The organism is Sphingobacterium ginsenosidimutans (assembly GCF_039536865.1).
Taxonomy (GTDB): Bacteria; Bacteroidota; Bacteroidia; order Sphingobacteriales; family Sphingobacteriaceae; genus Sphingobacterium; species Sphingobacterium detergens.
This window is the reverse complement of sequence record NZ_BAAAZK010000007.1, coordinates 678,609-699,756: the sequence shown is the minus strand read 5'-3', so window position 1 is coordinate 699,756 and position 21,148 is coordinate 678,609. Positions and strand designations below refer to the sequence as shown.

Sequence of the window (21,148 nt, the reverse complement as noted above, 5' to 3'; positions counted from 1 at the left end):
CACCGTGTTTTTCGGCTCATGCCCCCATCCGGTAGCCCGGATCTGGGGCGCTTATACTGTGAAGGTCCTACAAGATATTAGCCCGTGATTAACATCCCTTCGCTCCGGACTTTTGATATTCCGAAGGAAGCTGTCCAAACTCTTCCTTAAAGCATTGCCGAAAATAAATAGCGCTATTGATTCCGACCATAAAAGAAACTTCGGTCACGTTGTATGTTCCCGAACGCAACAGTTCAGCAGCTTTATGTATCCGTATTTTACGCACGAGCTGATTGATGTTCTTTCCCGTAATCCCTTTTAGTTTGCGATATAAGGTGGATTGGCTCATATTCATCTTTTCTGCCAGGGTAGCAGCATCCAATACCTCATCCTGCATATGCTGTTCGACGATTGCCATAAAATCCTGAACAAATGCATTCTCACGCCACAACTCATCTTTTTCGGCTTGCCGGTTCTCTACAAAATCCGTTGGCTGATCCAAGTTAATTTTCTGCAAAATCGCCTTATTCATGGCTTTCTGTTTGCGCAACAGGTTATCAATACGTTTGAGCAATAAGGCTGCGCCGATCGGTTTTGTGAGATACGAATCAACTCCGAGCTCATAGCCCCGCTGCCTGTCCAGGTCCGTATCCCTGGCCGTCAACAGGATTAATGGGATATGGCTTGTCGAACGCTCAGCCTTTAATTTTTCGGCCAGCAGAAAACCATCCATATCGGGCATCATAATGTCGCTTATCAGCAGGTCGGGGATCCTATTTTGTGCAATTTCCAATCCAACCACGCCATTTTCGGCCAGCAAAACTTCGTAAGTTGCGGATAAGGTATCGCCCAGATAGGCGCGTAAATCCGGATCATCCTCCACCAACAGGATCAATGGACGGCTGACCTCCATCGCGATATCATCAGATTCCGCGATCGATTCCACTATGTTCGGGCTATCGACGCCGACTTTGTTTGCTAAAAAGCGGACGGATACCGTCGTTCCCGCTCCTTCGACGCTTTTAATCTCGATCTTGCCCTGATGGATAGCCGTCAATTCCTTGACCAGGGCCAGCCCTATGCCCGTTCCCTGGATTCCCCGGCCGGGAATCTGATAGAACTTATCGAAAATCCGATCCATTTGGTCCGCAGGGATGCCGCGTCCCGTGTCTTCGATGGATAATACTGCCCAATGGGTTAAATTTGACTGTTCGTACGTAAGGCTCAGCCTGATATGCCCCGAATCCGTATACTTATAGGCGTTGGAAAACAAATTATCTACAATCAACTGTATAATCTCAGCATCAAATAAGGTACGATAATCCGTTGTGGGCAAAATTGCAGCTATCTCGACATTTGGTTTGTTATTTAAGGTCCGATATTTATCCACGATATCGGTGAGCATGTCACTTAAGGTCCCGGCTTCAAGTACAAGCGGTTTAAACTGCGATTCGACCTTCCTGAACTCCAGAAGCTGGTTGACCAATGTAAAAAGCCGATTGGCACTTTTCTGAACCGTATGAACCAATCCTTTGTTTCTGGGAGACAATTGCTCATCGTGGGACAAATCGTCGAGAGGCCCTAAAATAAGTGTTAAAGGCGTGCGCAGTTCATGCGTGATGTGCGTATAGAAATTCATGCGCTCGCTATGCAACTGTTCATCCTGCAGGTGCTGGCGCTCTTTGAGCCGCAGTTCGGACTCGGCCTTTATTCGTTTGATGTAAAAGAAAATAAGGGCATAAATGACCAGCAAAAAGATCAGAAAATAAACAATTTTTGCGGGCAGGCTCAGATAAAATGGCGGTTTGATCTTAATCAGTAAACGTTGGTATGACTGGGACCATTCCCCATTTTTCATGCGTGTGCGAATCAACAGTTCATGATCTCCATAGGGAACATTCCGAAAATCAAGGTTCGTTTCGTTGCCCAGAAAAATCCATTCGTTATTGAGCCCCTGAAGCCGGTATCCAAACTCGACCAATCCATCCAGCGCATAATCCATGACCGCAAGCTCGATACGAAAGCTATTCTCGTTGTGATCAAGCCTGATCTCATCGGATGATGTAAGATATTTGTCTTCCGTTGCATTCGATTCGCCGGAACGGAAAACAATAAAGCGGCTTAGGCGAATCGGAGATTTTGGCAGATTTGACGGGATTTCATTCGGGTCAAAATAACATATGCCGTCCTGCATCCCAAAATAGAGCTGTCCTGCCAGATCCCGCCCCACACTTCCGTTTATAAAACCTCCCAATGGCAGGCCGAATGACTGATCGTATTGCAAAAAGCGTTTTTCTTTCGGTAAAAAGCGTAGCATTCCTGACTTGGTCGAACACCAGATATGCCCATTTTGATCTTCCGAAAGGCCATTGACAAACAGCCAGGCGGCATCTCCCGGAGGCATTAAAACTGTTAATTCACCAACTTTGCGTTGCGCTTCCTGCAAAGCTATTCCCTGATTGGTCGCAATCCAGATGTTATTATTTTTATCGCGTAGCAAATGATTGACGGTATTATTGCGCAATCCATTGCCGCTATCCATTTTCCGGATCAGCTGTCGATTAACATTATACACATAGAGCCCCTGCCCATAGGTTCCCACCCAGATATTATCCTGCCCATCCTCGACAAGCGCCCGAGGCGCATAATCGCCCAGCATCGGATCGTTGATCAGTAATTTCTGTACGCTACGATTGTGCGGGTCATAGATAAAGAGGCCTTGGTATGCAGCAATCCAGATGGCACCACGGCGATCTTCATAAATCGCGCGAACCTCCGATACGGGTTCACCCAGGTCTATCGTATGCCATGTGGTGGATCCAGCATAGCAAACTGCAACACCGCCTTTGCGTAAACCTAACCAGACATGCTGGTTATGATCCTTGAATGAAGCCAATATAAAATCATCAGGACTACCATTCTTTTGCGTGATCCATTTGCGCAATCTGCCATTTGTGCCCATTTCTACGATTCCGGAGCCTTCGGTCGTCAACCAGACTGCGTCTGTATTTCGAACGATAATATTACTCACTGTTGCCAGCCGATCCGGCAATACGGCTCCTGTCGGGAAAACATTAAAAAAGGGTTTGATATGGCTGATCACGCCGACGCCACCGCCATATACTGCGAGCCAGACATTCCCAAATTTGTCGGGTGTGATATGCTGTACCATGGCGTTATTTCCCTTTCCCAGGTCTAGAAGCTGTATTTGCCGGACTCCTTCGACCCTTTTGTCATATCCATAATCCGGCTGTATAACAAAAAGCTGGGATGATTCTGCGCCTATCCAAAGTTTCCCCCCAATTTCTTGAATGGCATAAATAAAGGGTTCATTTCCATTTTTAGACGAGCTAGCCAAAGAGATATGCTTTAGCTGACCACTGGCGGTATGGTAGACGGCAAGCCCTTTCCGGGTGCCGATCCAGATATTCCCGTATTGGTCACAAAACAAAACTTTAACCTCGTTGTCGGGCAATTCAGCTCCCGAATTTTGGTAAGTCAACTGTTTTAAAGATCGACGTACCGGATCCAGGATCGTCAATCCTTCTTTGACATGGCCCACATAGAGCATTCCTTTCCGGTCTTCGGCCAAGGACCATATACTGTTTTCCGGGAAACCAGGTAAATTGCTTCTGTTGAAGTGCTGAAATTCTTTGCTGACCGGATCGAAATACTGGATCCCCTGATGATAAGTCGCCAGCCATAGGCCACCATCCCGGGCACGGATCATATCCGTAATATCATTTGTAGCAATGGATTTTGGATCAGCCGGATCATGCACATAATAGCTGAATTTATTTGTCTTTAAATCAAGGACATTCAGCCCATCAGCGCGTGTGCCGATATATAGCTTATTATCGTCATGCAGCAGCGTATTGATCTCGTTGCTATTGACGGTGTTCCCATCTTTCTTTTTGGAAGCATAGTAAGGCTTAAATGCCTTGCCGGCAAATCGGTTTAACCCAAGTTCTGTCGCAACCCACATGAAGCCCTCGTCGTCATGTACAATATCCAGCACCTGCTGGTTTGTCAGACCTTCGGACAGCGAAAAAAAACGAGCCCGATCCACCTGTCCAGCTACTGTAAGGCATTGCCCTATTAAGATGAGAACTAGCAACAATTTCTTCATAGGACGACAAAAAAAAGCAAAAAAAGAGAAATAAAAAACTATTTTCCGTATAATACAACCCCAGCACCCGATTGTAAGGTTAATCTGACAGTTTTCTCGTGGCTTAGACTGATCGTTTTCTGCTCCGACCTGCGCGACTTGTTGTCGCTAATGCAATGCACAAGGTTCTGAGAAAGCATGGGCAGCGCCACCTCAATTGTCTTTTCCTTTCCTTCGGCATTTACTGCAGCGATATACCATTGCTCTTTTTTGCGTCGCGCCAGCACCACATATTTTCCGGGATAACCATCCACAAACAAGGTTTCATCCCAAACGGTTGGCACCTGCTTCATGAAGTCGATCACATGCGCGGGCATTTCCAGTAAATTGTTGGGTGTGATCCCAAAATTCTGTACGGGAGTCTGGAACAATACCGCCGTTGCCAGCTGAAATGTTTCCGTTGTCTTACGGACCGTGCCGCCATTGTTTTCACGGTTATGCCGTTTGTTGAGCAGCACGGGACCAAAATCCATGGCCCCGACAGCATTACGTATAAAGGGGTGCAAAGTCGCATTGAAAGCTTCGTTATCATTGGCATCCTGAGTAAAGATCAGGTTCTCGGAGGCCAATACCGCTTCACTTCCCACAAAGTTGGGATACATGCGCTCCCAGCCACGGGGCAAGGTACATCCATGGAAGATCACGGTCAGTCCAAAATCATTTGCATCCGCAAGGATATCTTCGTACAACTGCAATGTTTGCTGTTTGTCACCGCCAAAAAAATCCACTTTGATGCCTTTGATTCCAATGGACTGCATCCAGGCCATTTCCTTTTTACGGGCGATGGCCGTATTCATCCGATTTTTAGGCGTCTGTGGTGCGTCGTTCCAGTAGCCGTTGGAGTTGTACCAAAGGCAGAGTCCCACCCCTTTCTCCCGGCCATAAGCCGCGAGTTCCTCGATTTTTCGGTGTCCGATCTGCTTGTCCCACCAGTTGTCCACCAGGACAAATTCGTAGCCCAAGGCAGCAGATAGGTCAATGAATTTCTGCTGATCTTCGAAATTGATACTGCCGTCCTGCCACTCCAGCCAGCTCCAGGTGGCGCGGCCAAAGGTATAAGGCTTACTTGCGGCATACTGCGGTTCGACCAGATCGAAGGGAACGGTGGTTTCCACAATAGGTTTTAGCGTACTGCCCACAGTGATCGTGCGCCAGGGCGTAAAACCTGGTAGCGCCAGCGTCGGAGCAGCATCGCCCATGCCGTTGTTTTCGCCTTTTTCAGGAAATGCAATTTGGTAGAAACCCGATTTTGTGCCCTCGCTGAGCTTAGTCCCGCAGTAGCTTCCATTCACTCCCGTTTCCGAAAGCAGCACCCAGCCCCGGGAGCCGACATGAAACAGCGCCGGAAAAGTGTAACCCACACCGTATTGCGAATGTACGCCCATCGCCTGATCCGGTACATAGCCTTCTTCATAGCTTGGTTTCGTTTTCTTCCAGCCGATCATAGCTGTAGCCTGCGCAGTCAGAAAGGTGCTGGTTGAGGCCGGAAATTTAAAGCCGCTCATTTCTTCCTCGACCCGAAAATTTGCGGATTCACCGACCTGTGGAATAGCATAGCGAAAAGCAATATCATTATTGCTGACCCTAAAGATCACGACAAGCTGCTGTTTTAAGTCATTCTCCAAGGTACACTGCAGTTCATTTGCCTGAAAATGTACCAGCCGGCGTTTGATTTTAGGCTCCTCATACTTTTGGTCGATTGTCCGGCTGTCCGAGGCCACCAAATGCAGATTATTGGCAAGATCTACCTTGTCACCCCGCAAGCCCAAAGGCGACAGTTCTAACATTTCCTGGCCAGCCAGGTTCACGCGATAATAAAGCCTGCCCTTGTCTAGCGATAAGTTTACCACCAGTTTTCCGTCCGGTCCGGCTACACGGAGTTCCTGTGCACGCAAGGCTGAAAACAGCAGCATGAAGAACGCGCCCAGGGCGATTCGTTTTTTTAGGGTCAATAAATACATCTTATGTTTCATACACATCATTCATCCATTTCATTAAAAGGGCCTTCACTTGCCATATTGATCCGTTTTAGGGTGCCATCGGCACGATATTCCAGGGGGTCGGTGCCGATAAAGATGTTTTCGATTGCTTTATAAGCTAACCATTATTTAGTTTGCAGTTTAATCAGGGTAAAGGAATACGGCGCCAGGCTGTCTGTCAGTGCCTTGCCCTTAAACCGGATATCTGCCTGCTTTGGCTGTATATTCAGTGGTTCTTCGATGCTGTTGCTGACATTCAGGTCTTTGCCCGCCAGCGTGATTTTCTGGGCAACAGGCGCAAATTTCCTGTCGGTCGCGATGGCGAAACGCATCGGCATCGGCTTGCTGTTGTAATTGACGACTTTGATCAGCAGTTCCTTCGTATGCTGATCGTATACCGCAGAAGCATACAGGCTATCCCTTCCGGCAACGGGCTGCCCCGCCCTATCGACCGGAATAATATCCGAGCCTTTGTGTGTGGAATATAATTTCTGCACCTGATAGCTCGGTGTTCCATACACGCGGAGATTGTCCACCCAGATCAGATCCGGCGACCATTGCCAGCCATCGAGATGTCCGAATAAGGGCGCATAAGAGGCCATCTCGACTACATCCGCGTTGCGTTCGAGCCCGGTCATAAAAGCTGCTTCGGAAAGCGCCGCCTCCCAGGTGCTTTTTCCGGGACCATTGGGTCTGGTGGTATGCGAAGCATATTCACCCGCAAAAATTTTCGGCCCTTTGCGATCATAATTGTCGTAGCGGCTGGCACTGGACAGGAACCAGGATGGTGGCCGATAGTAATGCTCGTCGATGACGTCTATATGCATGGCCCGCAGCCTGTCGTCCAGAAATTCAAAACGCTCCCCTTCGGGGTCCGTTCCCGAACTGGCGATAATGGCGATTTCGGGATGTTTTTCACGTAAAGCCTTTGTGAATACCGCCAAACGCTCAATATATTGCGGGCCCCAGTTTTCGTTGCCCACACCGATCATCTTGAGGTTGAAGGGCTGCGGGTGCCCCATATCCGCACGTAGTCTACCCCATTTGGTGCTTACCGGTCCATTCGCAAACTCAATCAGATCCAGTGCATCCTGTACGTATTCATCCAGCTGATCCATTGGCACTAGTTCGCCACTGTTAAACTGGCAGGCCATGCCGCAATTGAGGATCGGAACCGGGGCTGCACCAATATCTTCCGCCAGTAAGAAATACTCATAAAATCCCAGTCCAAAAGTTTGGAAATAATCCGGCGTCAAGCGGTGGCTAAATTCGGTGTTCCAGCGGTTGATGATCAGTTCGCGTTCGTCGATCGGGCCCACGGTTTTTTTCCACTGGAACCTGTTGGCCAGATCCCTGCCCTCGACAATACAGCCGCCCGGGAAGCGGATAAAGCCAGGCTTCATATCTGCGAGCAGCTGCACCATATCTTTACGCAGTCCTTTCGGCCTTCCTTTCCAGGTATCCAGCGGAAACAGCGACAGCATGTCCACATCCAATATCCCTGCGCCTGTAAACCATACCTTTAGCTTTGCCTTGCCCGTCGTAGCCGTAGCCTGTAACCTCAGCGCAGTCGCTGTCCAGGTAGCTGTTGATTGCAAGGGCGTTTGCGCTTCAGCGATCACGCGCTCTCCTTCGTCCAGCAAGGCCACATGGACCTGCATGCCGGGAGCATTACTTCGATGCTGCAGGCTAAATTCGTAGGTTGCATCCGCTTTGATGCCCATGCCCCGAAAGCCCTCATTCTGTAAACCCAGCTTGCTTTCCGCATTATTCGTTAACCGCACATAGCGCTTATTGCCTTTGCGCTGCCCATCATTAAGCAAGAGGTAAGCCCCTTCGCCCGAAGTATGTTCAAGTTTTTTCCATCCCATCCAAGGGTTGTCAAATTCAAAGGATCTATTTTTGACCAGCTCGGCATAGATCCCACCGTCCGCTCCCAGGTTGATATCTTCAAAAAATACACCCCACATATGCGGTGATATCTTTCCTTTGGGCTTATCCAGCTGTATATTCAATTCAACCGGCAGCTGTGCTGCTGCCGACGCTGCCAATCCCGTTGCCAGCAGCAACATTGAAATCTTTTTTTTCATCCATCCAGATTGATCCATCGTCATATTAATTAAGTTCCAATACAATCACGGAAAATGCCGGGACCTCGATATCCAAAAGACCATTTTGAACCTTCGCCTTGTTGTAGGCTACGGGCAGGATTTTCTTCGGCATTTTGAACGAGTTGTAATCCTGTAGCTTGTCCGCCCGTAGGATTCTTCCGGAGACATTCGAAGCTTTCAGTCCGCCTAAGTCCACACGAATACGGTTTGTTTTTTTAGGATCAATATTGACGAGGGAAATATGCGTACGTCCCTTCGTGTCCTGCGAAGCCGAAGCCGATACCGCCGGAAGTTTTTCGCCGTTAAATTCAAAATCTGCCGACTGCAGTGTAATCGGGATCAATTTTGCATCCTGATGCACCTTATACATCTCCATGACGTGATAGGTCGGCGTCAGGATCATGCTTTTGCCAGATGTCAGAATCACGGCCTGCAACACATTGATCGCCTGTGCGAGATTCGCCATTTTGACACGGCGGGCGTTGTTATTGAAGATGTTCAGGGTCATTCCCGCAATCATGGCATCGCGCATGGTATTTTGTTGGTACAGAAAGCCCGGGTTTGTACCCGGCTCCACATCATACCAGCCGCCCCATTCATCCACAATCAGATCAATATTTCCTTTGGGGTCATATTTGTCCATGATAGCGATATTCTTTTCCACCAGTTCATTCATAAACCAGGCCGACTTCATCGTTTTAAAGTACTCCGATTCCGAAAATTCCGTTGCTGAGCCCTTTTTGTCCCAATTGATCACCGCATAATGATGCAGGCCCATTCCCTTCATCAGGCTGCCGGGAATATTTTTGAGGAGTGATTCCGTCCAGTTATAATCCGCACTGTTGGCCCCCGAAGCAATCCGGTACAAACCAGCGCCATTGGTCCAGTCCAACATAAAGGTGGCGTACTTGCGGTAGATATCCGTATAGTAGTCCACGGTCATATTGCCGCCGCAGCCCCAGGATTCATTTCCGACACCCCAGAATTTTACTTTCCAGGGCTCCTGGCGTCCATTTTTGCGCCTCAGGTCCGACATCGGACTTTTGCCGGCAAAATTTACATATTGCACCCAGTCCGCCAGCTCCTGCACCTCGCCGCTGCCCACATTTCCGGCCAGATACGGTTCAGCGCCCAGCAGTTCGCACATGTTCAGAAAATCATGCGTACCAAAAGAATTATCCTCGGTCACGCCACCCCACCAATTGTTCACCATGCTGGGACGTTGCGCCTTGGGGCCGATGCCATCCTTCCAATGGTACGTATCCGCAAAGCAGCCGCCGGGCCAACGCAAGTTGGGGATATTCAGGTTCTTGAGCGCTTCGATCACATCCGTCCGTACGCCATTGGCATGCGGGATCGAATCGTTCTTTTCCCCCACATAAAATCCATCGTAAATACAGCGGCCCAGGTGTTCGGCAAAATGGCCGTAAATATGTTTGCTGATCGTGATATCCTTTGCCGAAGGCTCCAGTTTTATGCTGCTCTGTCCCAGGCTTAGGCCCGAGATCAGCATAAAAGCAATTCCAAGTTTTAAATTAAGTTTTCTCATAAAATACTTTTATTTTACCGTAAAGCGATAGGTTGTTTTCGAACTATACTTTTCCCCCGGTTTCAATACCGTAGATGCGAAATTGGGGTGGTTTGGAGCATCCGGGAAATGCTGCGTTTCGAGGCAGAAAGCCGAGCGAAAAGGATAGCTTTTTCCGGCTTTTCCCTTGGGATCATCCGCCGTCATAAAATTGCCGCTGTAGAACTGAAGCCCCGGTTCGGTCGTGAAAATCTCCATTTGAATGCCCGTTTTAGGGGCATATACACTGGCGACTTTCTGAAAACCCGTTTTCTTGTCGAGCTCAAAATTATGATCGTAGCCCTTTCCGATCTTCAACTGTGGGTCTTCATCTTCAATATGCACACCTATGAGCCGTGGTTTTGTAAAATCAAATGCCGTACCTATTACAGGAAAGCTTTTTCCTGTCGGGATCAGCGTATTGTCAACTTCCGTGATTGCTTTCGCATCAATCTGCAGCTCATGATCCAATATCGAAGGATCGCCCGCGCCATTGAGGTTAAAATAAGCATGATTGGTCAGGTTTAAAACAGTTTCTTTATCCGTCGTGGCCTGATAGGCGATGTCGAGGCCACCATTTTCTTCCAGTGTATAAGTGACCTGCATCTTGACCGTACCCGGATACCCAGCCTCCTGATCCGGAGAGGTATAGGCCAGGGTAATTGAAGTATCGCTATTGCTGACCAGATCCCAGACCTTGTTGTATACCCCATTGGTACCACCGTGAAGCGAATGCTCCCCATCGTTTTTTTCCAGTGCATAGGATTTACCGTTCAGTGTAAAGGAAGCTTTGCCGATACGGTTGCCGTAACGTCCCACGATCGCGCCGTAAAAATTATCCGCATTATCCTTATATTCTTTAGCCGAATCGTAACCCAAAATCACATCAGTCGTTCTTCCATTCTTTTCGGGAACGCTCAGGCTCACCAGCCGGGCGCCATAATTTGTTAGCGTCAGAGCAAGTTTATTGTTCTTCAGGCGGAATAAACGGACATCTTTTCCATCGATCCGGCTATCAAAAGCAGAATTTGAGACCGTATCCTGCCCAGCCTGCTGCGGGCTATTTTTTGTTGCATTGGACTGGCAGCCACAAGTCAATAAAGCGCAGGCCAGCAAGCTTATAATCAGTTTATCTTTCATCTTTGTTTAAGTTTATAATCCAGCTTTCGATGGATTTTCTCCCGGTTAAGCCGGGAGAAGGTTTACACAAATTGATTTATTGTTCAGCGGCAGGACCTATCCTACCAAAAACGGACATAAATTGCCGTTACCATTAATAGCGTGACCACGATCAGCGCCAGTACGGAGGGTTCCACTTTAAACATGGCGCGGTCCAGGACAAATGCTTTTGGATTGATTTTTGGCCCGAAAAGGCTGACGCCGATCATGGCCAACAGGGTAAAGACAAATGCCAAGCCCATGCAGATCTGGAAAGGGATCTCATAAACGCCTGCTTTATTGGGATACGCCGTATAGAGCCATGTTTCGGGACCAAAGACCTTGGTTGCGAACTCATTAAAAAATACCGACAGCGCGAAGCCGGAAATCAGGCCCGTGATCGCCGCCGCACCGGTTGTTCTTTTCCAGAACATCCCCAATAAAAACATTGCAAAAACACCGGGACTGATAAAACCCGTATACTTTTGGATAAATGTAAATCCGCCGGCACCACCGATCCCCAGGCTGTCATTCCAGGTAAACAGTACCGAAAGTACAATCGAAACCACGATCGTAATTTTGCCCACCCAGACCATCTTTGTTTCACTGGCCCCCTTATGGATGTATTTCCGATAGATGTCCAGCGTAAAGATCGTCGCGATGCTGTTTGCCTTTCCCGCCAGTCCCGCGACAATCGCTGCTGTAAGGGCTGCCAGCGCCAGTCCTTTCATGCCATTGGGCAGGTAGCCCAAGATCGCCGAATAGGCATTATCCGCATGGAATACACCTCCGGGAGCCATCTCCTGCTGCAAGGCCCCATTTTTATAGAGGACATAAGCCGCAATCCCCGGCAGCATCACAATGATGGGCATAAACAGCTTGAGAAAACCCGCAAAAAGGATCCCTGTGCGTGCCGTCTTTAGATCGGCACCCAATGCCCTTTGCGTGATATACTGGTTGCAGCCCCAGTAATTGAGGTTGACAATCCATATCCCCGCCAGGTACATGCCGATTCCCGGCAGCATCAGGTATTTATTGATTTCCTCCTGACTGGCCCCGGCCGCAGGTTTCTCGACAAATAAGTTGAAATGCTCCGGCGCATCTTCCATGAGCTTGTTAAATCCGGCAAGGACATCCCTGCCCAGTCCAAAATGTTCGCTCACCAGGGTCAGCGCCACATAGGTCGTGGCGATCCCGCCCACAATCAGTACAACCACCTGGATGACATCCGTAAAACCGATCACACGCATTCCGCCGAGCGTAATGATGACCGCAAATACGGCAAGGGCCACGGTGATGGTATGGAAACTATCCCCACCGCCGGCCATACTTGAAATGGCGATGGCACCCAGGTATAAAATCGAAGTCAGGTTGACAAATACATATAAAAACAGCCAGAAAATAGCCATGATCAAGCTGGTCGTCTCATTGTACCGATTATTTAGAAACTGTGGCATCGTGAAGATCTTGTTTTTCAGGTAAACCGGTATAAACCATACCGCCACAATAATCAGGGCGACTGCAGCGATCAGTTCGTAGGCCGCAACCGCAATGCCCACTTCAAAACCATTACCGCTCATGCCGATAAACTGTTCCGCCGAAATATTCGAGGCAATCAATGAGGATCCGATGGCCCACCAGGTCAATGAACCTTCGGCCAAAAAATAATCCTTGCTGCTACTTAAGCTGCTGGTTTTTTGACGATAAATATAATAGCCGTATCCCGCCACAATGAAGAAGTAAACCACGAAGATCACGTAGTCCACCATTGCAAATTTTTCCATATTTTCCCTAATTGGTTATTTTATCAAGTGATCTTCGGATCCTATTCAGGAATTCGAAGATCAGCTATACCTATTATTTACCAAGTAAATAATACAGTTCATTCCATTTCAATTGATCTTCGAGCTTGCCCACGGTGGTATCCTCGTCGATGAGCACATATTCTATCCCCGCCATACGCGCAAAATCTTGCAGGTATTCAGGCGTCAGGCAGAGGCTATAAGCCGTATGGTGAGCGCCGCCGGCAAGGATCCAGGCACTGCAGCCCGTTTTCATATCCGGAAGCGGCTTCCACAGCACACGTGCAACGGGAAGATTTGGCAGTTCGGCCTGCACCTCAACACCCAATACCTTGTTGACTATCAAACGGAAATGTGTTCCCATGTCTACCAATGATGCATTCAAAGCATCGCCAGATTGGCCATTGAAAACCAGCCGGGCGGGATCTGCTTTGCCACCGATGCCCAGGGGGTGAACCTCAATACGTGGTTTTCCAACAGCCAGTGCCGGGTCTACCTCCAGCATATGCGAGCCCAACACCATGGCATCCTGCGGATCAAAATGATAGGTATAATCCTCCATAAAGGCGGTGGTTCCAACCAAACCCGCGCCCATAACCTTACAGGCCCTGACCAATGCCGGCGTCTTCCAGTCCCCTTCACCGGCAAAACCGTAACCTTCGGCCATCAGGCGCTGTACCGCCAGCCCCGGAAGCTGCACCATGCCATGCAGATCTTCAAATGTATCCGTAAAGCCCTTAAAGTTTCCCTGTTTCAAAAACTTGCGCAGTCCCACCTCAATCTTAGCCGCCTCAATGAGATTATTATGGAATTCGGCATCCGCCTTCACATTATCCGCCAGTTCATAATTGGCCTCATACACCGCTAAAAGCGCGTTGATTTCATCAGCCGTACTGGCGTTGATGACCTCGACGAGATCTCCAACGGCATAGGTGTTCACCGAAAAACCAAATTTTGTTTCTGCTTCCACCTTGTCGCCATCGGTCACGGCGACATAGCGCATATTATCCCCAAAGCGCGCAAATTTGGCCCCCTGCCAGTCGTGCCAGCCCGCTGCCGCCCGGCACCAGACATTGATGCGTTCCAGTACCTCTGTATCCTGCCAATGTCCCGTCACGACCTTACGGCCTATTTTGAGGCGGCTGACGATATGCCCAAATTCGCGGTCACCATGCGCACTCTGATTTAAATTCATAAAATCCATATCGATGCCGCTCCAGGGGATGTCGCGATTGTACTGCGTATGGAGATGCAATAGAGGCTTTTGCAATGCCTTTAAACCGCGTATCCACATTTTCGCCGGCGAGAACGTGTGCATCCAGGTGATGATACCGATACAATTTGCCGTACTATTTGCGGCCGTTAGCGTCGCATAGATTTCATCCGTATTTTTTACGATCGGTTTATACTTGACCGTTACCGGAATCAGGGTCTGGGCATTCAGATAATGTGCAATTTCTTCCGCATGTGCTGCGACCTGTTTTAATGTTTCTTCACCGTATAGATCCTGGCTGCCAACGACAAACCAGACCTCGAGTTCTTTTAGATTGATATTCATTTTTCAATATTAATTTCGTTATAGATTTTGGAAAGCAGCAGGTTACTGGCCATAGTAGGCATTTGTACCATGCTTGCGCTCGTAATGTTTTTTGATCAATGACGGTTTCAGGCGTGCGGCATTCGGGTTGATCTGCTCCGTCAGCCAGGCCATTTTGGCCACCTGTTCAAGCACGGCACTGTTGTACACAGACTTCATTCCATCCTTACCCCAGGCAAATGGCGCATGATTTCCGACAAGGATCATTTCCACTTCTTTATAATCCAGTTGCTGCTGATCAAAGTGATTGATGATCTGAAAGCCCGTTTCATGCTCATAGTTGCCAGCGATCATCTCGTCATCCATTGGCGGCGCGCAGGGAATATCCGAGGTTAAGTGGTCGGCATGCGTCGTTCCGAAAATGGGGATATCCCTTTGGCTTTGCGCCCAAGCCGTGGCATAAGTAGAGTGAGTATGCGTAATGCCACCGATCTCCGGCCAATGTTTGTACAGCACAGCATGCGTTTTGGTATCCGAGGAAGGCCTCAGATTACCTTCGATCACCCTACCCTCAAAGTCCACCACTACCATCAGTTCTGGCGACAGTTCTTCGTAGGGCACACCACTGGGTTTAATCGCAAAAACGCCCTGCTGACGGTCGACAACACTCACATTTCCAAAGGTAAAAAGCACGAGTCCCAACTGAGGCAGTTGCATATTGCAGCGGTAAGCCTCTTCTTTAATTGAATTATACATAGTACTCATTTTGTGATTAAACAGTAACAGGCATTGATACCCTATGCTCTACAAAGGCACCGAGGGCCTTGTATTTTTCATAACGTTCGGCGTAGATGGAGAGCCATTCCTGCTGAGGTTCATACGTGCATTCAAAGCCCTGGCCCATGGCTTGCATGGCATCCTCCACCCGATCGTACAATCCGGCAGCCGTGGCTGCAAACATGGCGGCACCAAGCGCACAGGTCTGCTCGCTTTTGTGGATACGAATCGGCATGTTCATGACATTGGCCATCATCTGCATAATAAAAGGCGATTTTTTGGCCACGCCCCCGAGGCCGATCAAGCCTTTTATCGGGATGCCCTGATCCACAAAGCGCTCCACGATGGCTTTGGCCCCAAAGCAGGTCGCTTCGGCAATCGCCCGAAAGACCGCTGGCGCATCCGTACCAAGCTGCAATCCCATGATTGCCGCTTTGAGCGACTGATCCGCATCCGGCGTCCGACGGCCATTGAGCCAGTCTACCGCCAGTTCCGAATCCACAGTAAGCGGTAATGCGGCCGCCTTTTCGCTTAATCGCAACAGTAATTTTTCCTCCATTGCCGTCAGGATGTTTTCGCGCACCGTGTCGCTAAGGTCCTCCAGCTCCGGTAGCAGGTTATAAGCCGGCCATAACAGCAGCTGCTTTAACCAGGCATAGGCATCACCAAAGGCAGACTGCCCGGCCTCCATGCCGATCATTCCAGGGATAATGGAACCGTCCACCTGCCCACAGATCCCCTTGACCAAAACGTCCGCCAGCTCTTCTTTTGGCGCCACCAGCATATCGCAGGTCGATGTGCCCATCACCTTGCTCAGGTAATAAGGTTCAATCTGTCCGCCCACGGCACCCATATGGCAATCAAATGCGCCCACACCAACGACAACGGAGGTCGAAAGACCCAAACGTTCGGCCCATTCCGGGCAGAGCTTGCCCGCAGGCATATCCGAAGTATAGGTTTGTGAAAAGAGCCGGTCGACAAAGCCATCCAGCAAGGGATCGATACCCGCGAAGAAATCATTGGGAGGCAAGCCCGCAAACTCAGCGGCCCAGAGCGACTTGTGCCCAGCAGCGCAAACGCTTCGTTTAATTGCGCTGGCCTGTTTTCCACCTGTTAACAAAAAAGGAATATAATCACAGTGTTCCACCCAGCTAAATGTTGCTTGGCGCACCTGCGGATCTACTCTAACGGTATGGAGCAATTTGGCCCAGAACCACTCCGAGGAATAAATGCCCCCTACATATTTCAGGTAATTAACAGCGTTGCCTTGGGTATACCGATTAATCTCTTTGGCCTCCTTGACAGCGGTATGATCTTTCCAGAGGATGAACATGGCATTGGGATTGTCCTTAAACTCCGGCAGTAATGCCAGCGGCACACCCGCTTCGTTCACAGCAACCGGTGTGGAACCCGTGGTGTCCACCGAAATTGCTTTTACCAGCTCCCCAATATTTTGTATTCCGGATTTTTGTAAACAATCTTTTACAGTGGCCTCCAGGCCTTCGATGTAATCCAGGGGATGTTGTCTGAACTGGCTGCGGGCGGCATTGCAAAACTCACCCCTTTTCCAGCGCGGATAATAAAATACGGAAGACGCAATCTCCGCCCCACAACTTGCATCAACCAAGACTGAACGGACAGAATCGCTGCCATAATCCACCCCGATGACATATGATTTACTCATTTTAACTGAATTTGGTTTATAATCTATAATTCGATTTAAAGCTTACTTTTTGGTGTTTGTCCAGCAGGATAATCGGCCCAAAATTAATTAGTGTCAAATTAACATTTATTTTTTTAAATATGAAAGAAAATTTTCATATTTAAAAAATTGAACTATCTTCATCTCATCGAAACAAGATAAATCCAAGGCTGATGGGTACGGGGTAATTCCAGCTTTCAAAAGCGGGAGTGCACATTGTACGATGCATTTGATCAGCTGTTTAGGTTTATCAAAAAAATAGATTAAGTCAAAAGAGAGACAAAACAATAGATAATGGAATATTATAGAGAAGACTCCGCAATCCTTTTAGCAGTAGACTGTATTATCTTTGGATTTAACGGCGAATCCCTGGAGGTATTATTGATAAAACGTGATTTTGAGCCGGAGCGGAACAAATGGAGTTTGATGGGAGGTTTTGTTCAACCGGACGAAAGTCCTGAATTAGCTGCCAGCAGGGTATTAAAAAAACTGACGGGGTTGGAAAATGTTTACATGGAGCAATGCAGTGTCTTTGGTGATCCAAAACGTGAGCCCAACAGCCGAGTTGTCAGTATCTGTTATTTTGCGTTAATTGATACGCAAAAATATACGCATATTTTAAGTGAGGAATATGAGGCCAATTGGTTTCCATTGCAAAACTATCCGACGTTAATCTTTGATCACGATCAGATGATTGCTTCGGCACAGCATCGCCTGCGGATGAAAGCAGCGCTCTATCCTATTCTGTTTGAATTATTGCCGGAGAAATTTACCATTCCCCAGATTGCCGCTTTATACGAGGGGGTATACAATATTGAATTTGATAAACGCAATTTTAGCCGTAAGCTGCTCGCCTCCGACCTCATTATCAAACTGGACGAAAAGGATAAGGAAAACTCCAAGAAAGGTGCTTTTTATTTTAAATTGAATACAGCCATCTACAAGGAGAAGATCATGTCATTTTTGCGCTATTTACCAAGCTGGTTTCCCGAAAACTAATCCGGGAAAAACAGTGGCAAGTCCGCTGCTGCTGTGCGTCCTTTTCTATTTATTTATAACTGTTCGAGCAGCTCATCGATATTTAAGCGGTTCATGTAATTGGCATCCGCAAATCTGTAGGTAATCCTACCCCCTGTGTCAACGACAAAAACAGCCGGAACAGGTAATTCATTGCTGTCGTTCCCATTATAGACCGGCAGCTTTATCCCCAAACTTTCATAAACAGGAATCACCTCCTCCTGCAGTCCGAAGTCGATCCCGAGCTGTTTGGCCAAGGTATTGTTTTTGTCTGTCAATAGGTCAAAATCCAACTGCTGATCGGCTTTTAATTCTTTGCTGTAATCGGCCATTTGTGGGGAGATGGCGACAAGGCTTACCTGCCTGTCCGTGAGCTGCTTCAGATGATGTTGCAATGCTTTTAACTCGAGATTACAGTAAGGGCACCAACTGCCGCGAAAAAAAGCAAGCACCACTTTTCCTTTTTTCAGCAGTGTTTTGAGCTGTACAGTTTCATTTGCGGTATTTGGTAAACTAAAATCAGGAAATATCGCGTTTATGCCGACACTTTTCCCTTCGATGTTCTTCCCTTTCAAATCCTGAATAGATTGTGCGAATACCTCCAAAACCGCGGCCGGTAGCTGAGCTGCCAAATCCCGGTTCAGTTCGTCAATTTGCTGCTTTAAATTTTTCATATCTTATTTTCTATTTCCGCAAAGTTTTAAAAGATAATTTACATCCACAATACCGCATATAATTATCCCTATGGGTTAAAAAAGTCACTTTTATGCGAATAGCGAAAAGAGCAAAGAAAGAAAAAAAATGTCCAGTAGAATTTACTGTGAATGCCATCAGTCTGCTTTATGTTGTCAATTAGCAGACTTAAAGCGCTATCTTTGCGTTATTATTTTAGCGACCTGAAGCTGCGGCAGCAGAAAGGTAGCAGCACAGTCATTACCCTTGGGCAAGCTCAGGGTGGTACAAAACGTTTTGAAGAAGCATTAAAGACGCTGCCCGGACTCCGCGATCTTTCTATAAACGGGCTTTCGATCGAATTAAAAACAGACAGCGATATGACAGCAATGGCCGTACGCCTGTTGGTAAACAAGGGCGCCGATATTGTTTCCGTAAACCGCAATGATTACCAGCTCGACGATATTTAAAAACATATTTTGAGAACACCTAATGAACAACTGTACCAATCTTTAGTGTGAATGGAATAATATTACACCAAATGAAACAATTATCCTTATATTTTGGTATATTTGTATATCAAATAATTGCTATCTGAAATAAACAGTTCAGGATATGAGAATTCTCTTAACCGGGGTTACCGGATATATCGGAAAACGTCTTTTGCCTGTGCTGTTGGAACAGGGTCATGAAATCATTTGCTGTGTAAGAGATAAAAATCGTTTTGATACATCGGCAATCTCGGCCCCTATTCAAGTAGTTGAAGTTGACTTCCTCGATCAAAAGACACTAAAAAATATCCCATCTGAAATTGATATTGTTTATTTCCTGATCCATTCCATGGCTACACAGTCGGGCGACTTCCAGCAAATGGAGACTGAATGTGCGACCAATTTCAAAAACTGTATTGAAAAGACCAATGCGCAACAGATCATCTATCTGAGTGGAATAATTAATTCAGATCACTTATCGAAGCATCTCGACTCGAGAAGAAACGTTGAAAACATCCTGAGTAGTGGGCGAATTCCCATCACTACCCTACGCGCTGGTATTATTGTGGGCTCGGGAAGCGCATCCTTTGAGATCATACGTGATCTTGTCGAAAAACTCCCGGTTATGATTACACCCAAATGGTTGCAGACAAAATGTCAACCCATCGCCATACGCAATGTGATCGAATTTATGATCGGTGTGATCGCTAACCCACATGCATTTAACAATAGTTATGATATCGGAGGCCCTGATATCCTTAGCTATAAAGAGATGTTGCTGCAATATGCTGCTGAACGAAAACTCAAGCGACACATCTTTATTATTCCGTTGATGACACCGAGGCTCTCTTCCTACTGGCTCTATTTTGTAACATCGACGTCCTATAACCTGGCCAAAAACCTGGTCGATAGTATGAAAGTAGAAGTGATCTGTAAACCGAATAATCTAGCGGACAGACTCGGTATTACGTTGATAAATTACAGACAATCCATCCGATTAGCTTTTCAAAAAATTGAAAGCGACAATGTGGTGTCCAGCTGGAAAGACGCACAGACCAGTAAAATTTTATCGGTCGGGCTCAGCAGGCTACTCGAAGTACCCAGTTATGGTTGCTTTAAGGATATCCGTATGGCTCCGCTTCAGAATAGTGAAGCATCATTGACCAAAATCTGGTCTATTGGAGGGAATTCTGGCTGGTATTATGGCAATTGGCTCTGGAAAATCCGTGGATTCATGGATCAATTGGTCGGAGGTGTGGGTATGCGAAGGGGGCGAAAAAATAAAAGCGATCTGGCGGCAGGTGACGCACTTGATTTTTGGCGCGTATTAATCGCCGATAGAAAGACGAAAAGATTATTGCTGTACGCGGAGATGAAGCTTCCGGGAGAAGCTTGGCTAGAATTTAAGATTGAAGATAATATGCTACTACAGACGGCGACCTTTAGGCCCTTAGGCATCGCCGGACGGCTCTATTGGTGTGCCGTATGGCCTTTTCATGGCTTCATATTTAGGGGCATGATAAACAGAATAGCTAAACCTTAAAAATAAGAATTGATAAATGATGGTTTATAATGAAAACGCAATTGCTACATTTGAAAGAAGATACAGAGCTAATTTTATCAACTCGTTGGGTGGATTTAAAAACTTGGTATTGGTTGGGACCAAAAACAGCGACGGAAGTGAAAATCTAGCCACGTTGAGCAGTTTATTCCACCTGGGCGCAGATCCTGCACTTTGCGGCATTATACTTCGGCCAGCGACAATGTTTAGCAGTACGTTGGATAATATCTTGGAGCAGAAATGGTATACAATTAATCATATCTCACCCGAATTTGTGTATAAGGCGCATCAATGTAGTGCAAAATATCCAAAAGGTGTTAGCGAATTTGAACAGGTTGGACTTACCCCTGAATATCTGGAAAATATTCCTGTCCCTTTTGTCCAAGAAAGTAAAATAAAATTCGCCTGCAGCTTTGTTCAGAAAACAGCCCTTGAGCTGAATGGTACAACATTGATCATCGGCCAAATTAAAACAGCTTTTGTGCCCGATAACTATATAAAAGATGATGGCTATATCGATATCGAAGAAGCCGGGACAGTTACCTCAAGCGGACTTGATAGTTATCATACGACATCTCGAATTGAAAGATTGCCTTATGCGAAGCCTTAGGCAACCTTTAGCGGGAA

Annotated in this window: 14 protein-coding genes; 4 read left to right on the top strand and 10 right to left on the bottom strand. The window is 47.4% G+C overall.

Annotated features, from left to right (window positions below):
- Positions 1-88 precede the first annotated feature (88 nt).
- From ABFX33_RS15295 to ABFX33_RS15250, 9 genes are all read right to left on the bottom strand, one after another.
- Positions 89-4,108, bottom strand: coding sequence for a hybrid sensor histidine kinase/response regulator transcription factor (locus ABFX33_RS15295; protein WP_346086729.1), 4,020 nt, complete (start codon positions 4,106-4,108; stop codon positions 89-91).
- A gap of 38 nt (positions 4,109-4,146) precedes the next feature.
- Positions 4,147-6,060: a glycoside hydrolase family 97 protein gene (locus tag ABFX33_RS15290; RefSeq protein ID WP_346086728.1), complete on the bottom strand. Its 1,914-nt coding sequence runs from the start codon at positions 6,058-6,060 to the stop codon at positions 4,147-4,149.
- A gap of 191 nt (positions 6,061-6,251) precedes the next feature.
- Positions 6,252-8,216 carry an alpha-L-arabinofuranosidase C-terminal domain-containing protein gene (locus ABFX33_RS15285; RefSeq protein WP_346086727.1) on the bottom strand — a complete coding sequence of 655 codons (1,965 nt, stop codon included), beginning with the start codon at positions 8,214-8,216 and terminating at the stop codon, positions 6,252-6,254.
- A gap of 25 nt (positions 8,217-8,241) precedes the next feature.
- The gene (locus ABFX33_RS15280; protein WP_487047298.1) at positions 8,242-9,750 is read right to left on the bottom strand and encodes an alpha-N-arabinofuranosidase; all 1,509 of its coding nucleotides are present in this window, start codon (positions 9,748-9,750) and stop codon (positions 8,242-8,244) included.
- 45 nt (positions 9,751-9,795) lie between these two features.
- Complete coding sequence (locus tag ABFX33_RS15270; protein WP_346086724.1) at positions 9,796-10,944, bottom strand: aldose epimerase family protein; 1,149 nt, start codon at positions 10,942-10,944, stop codon at positions 9,796-9,798.
- Between the two features lie 101 nt (positions 10,945-11,045).
- Positions 11,046-12,746: a sodium:solute symporter family transporter gene (locus ABFX33_RS15265; protein WP_346086723.1), complete on the bottom strand. Its 1,701-nt coding sequence runs from the start codon at positions 12,744-12,746 to the stop codon at positions 11,046-11,048.
- 73 nt (positions 12,747-12,819) lie between these two features.
- Complete coding sequence (gene araA, locus ABFX33_RS15260; protein ID WP_346086722.1) at positions 12,820-14,322, bottom strand: L-arabinose isomerase; 1,503 nt, start codon at positions 14,320-14,322, stop codon at positions 12,820-12,822.
- A gap of 42 nt (positions 14,323-14,364) precedes the next feature.
- Positions 14,365-15,057, bottom strand: a complete 693-nt coding sequence (locus ABFX33_RS15255; RefSeq protein ID WP_346086721.1) for an L-ribulose-5-phosphate 4-epimerase — start codon at positions 15,055-15,057, stop codon at positions 14,365-14,367.
- Between the two features lie 16 nt (positions 15,058-15,073).
- Positions 15,074-16,762 carry a ribulokinase gene (locus ABFX33_RS15250; protein WP_346086720.1) on the bottom strand — a complete coding sequence of 563 codons (1,689 nt, stop codon included), beginning with the start codon at positions 16,760-16,762 and terminating at the stop codon, positions 15,074-15,076.
- 312 nt (positions 16,763-17,074) lie between these two features.
- On the opposite strand from ABFX33_RS15250, the gene ABFX33_RS15245 reads away from it, so the two are divergent.
- Positions 17,075-17,779: an NUDIX hydrolase gene (locus ABFX33_RS15245; RefSeq protein ID WP_257090637.1), complete on the top strand. Its 705-nt coding sequence runs from the start codon at positions 17,075-17,077 to the stop codon at positions 17,777-17,779.
- A gap of 53 nt (positions 17,780-17,832) precedes the next feature.
- Here ABFX33_RS15245 and ABFX33_RS15240 read toward each other — a convergent pair whose 3' ends face one another.
- Entirely contained in the window at positions 17,833-18,471 is a 639-nt protein-coding gene (locus ABFX33_RS15240) for a peroxiredoxin-like family protein (RefSeq protein WP_346086719.1), read from the bottom strand.
- 168 nt (positions 18,472-18,639) lie between these two features.
- Here ABFX33_RS15240 and ABFX33_RS15235 point away from each other — a divergent pair, with 168 nt between their 5' ends.
- From ABFX33_RS15235 to ABFX33_RS15225, 3 genes are all read left to right on the top strand, one after another.
- Positions 18,640-18,939, top strand: a complete 300-nt coding sequence (locus ABFX33_RS15235) for a hypothetical protein (RefSeq protein WP_346086718.1) — start codon at positions 18,640-18,642, stop codon at positions 18,937-18,939.
- Positions 18,940-19,084: 145 nt separating this feature from the next.
- On the top strand, positions 19,085-20,503 hold the full coding sequence (locus tag ABFX33_RS15230) for an SDR family oxidoreductase (protein WP_346086717.1): 1,419 nt from the start codon (positions 19,085-19,087) through the stop codon (positions 20,501-20,503).
- 16 nt (positions 20,504-20,519) lie between these two features.
- Positions 20,520-21,131, top strand: a complete 612-nt coding sequence (locus ABFX33_RS15225; protein WP_346086716.1) for a flavin reductase family protein — start codon at positions 20,520-20,522, stop codon at positions 21,129-21,131.
- The last annotated feature ends 17 nt before the right edge of the window (positions 21,132-21,148 follow it).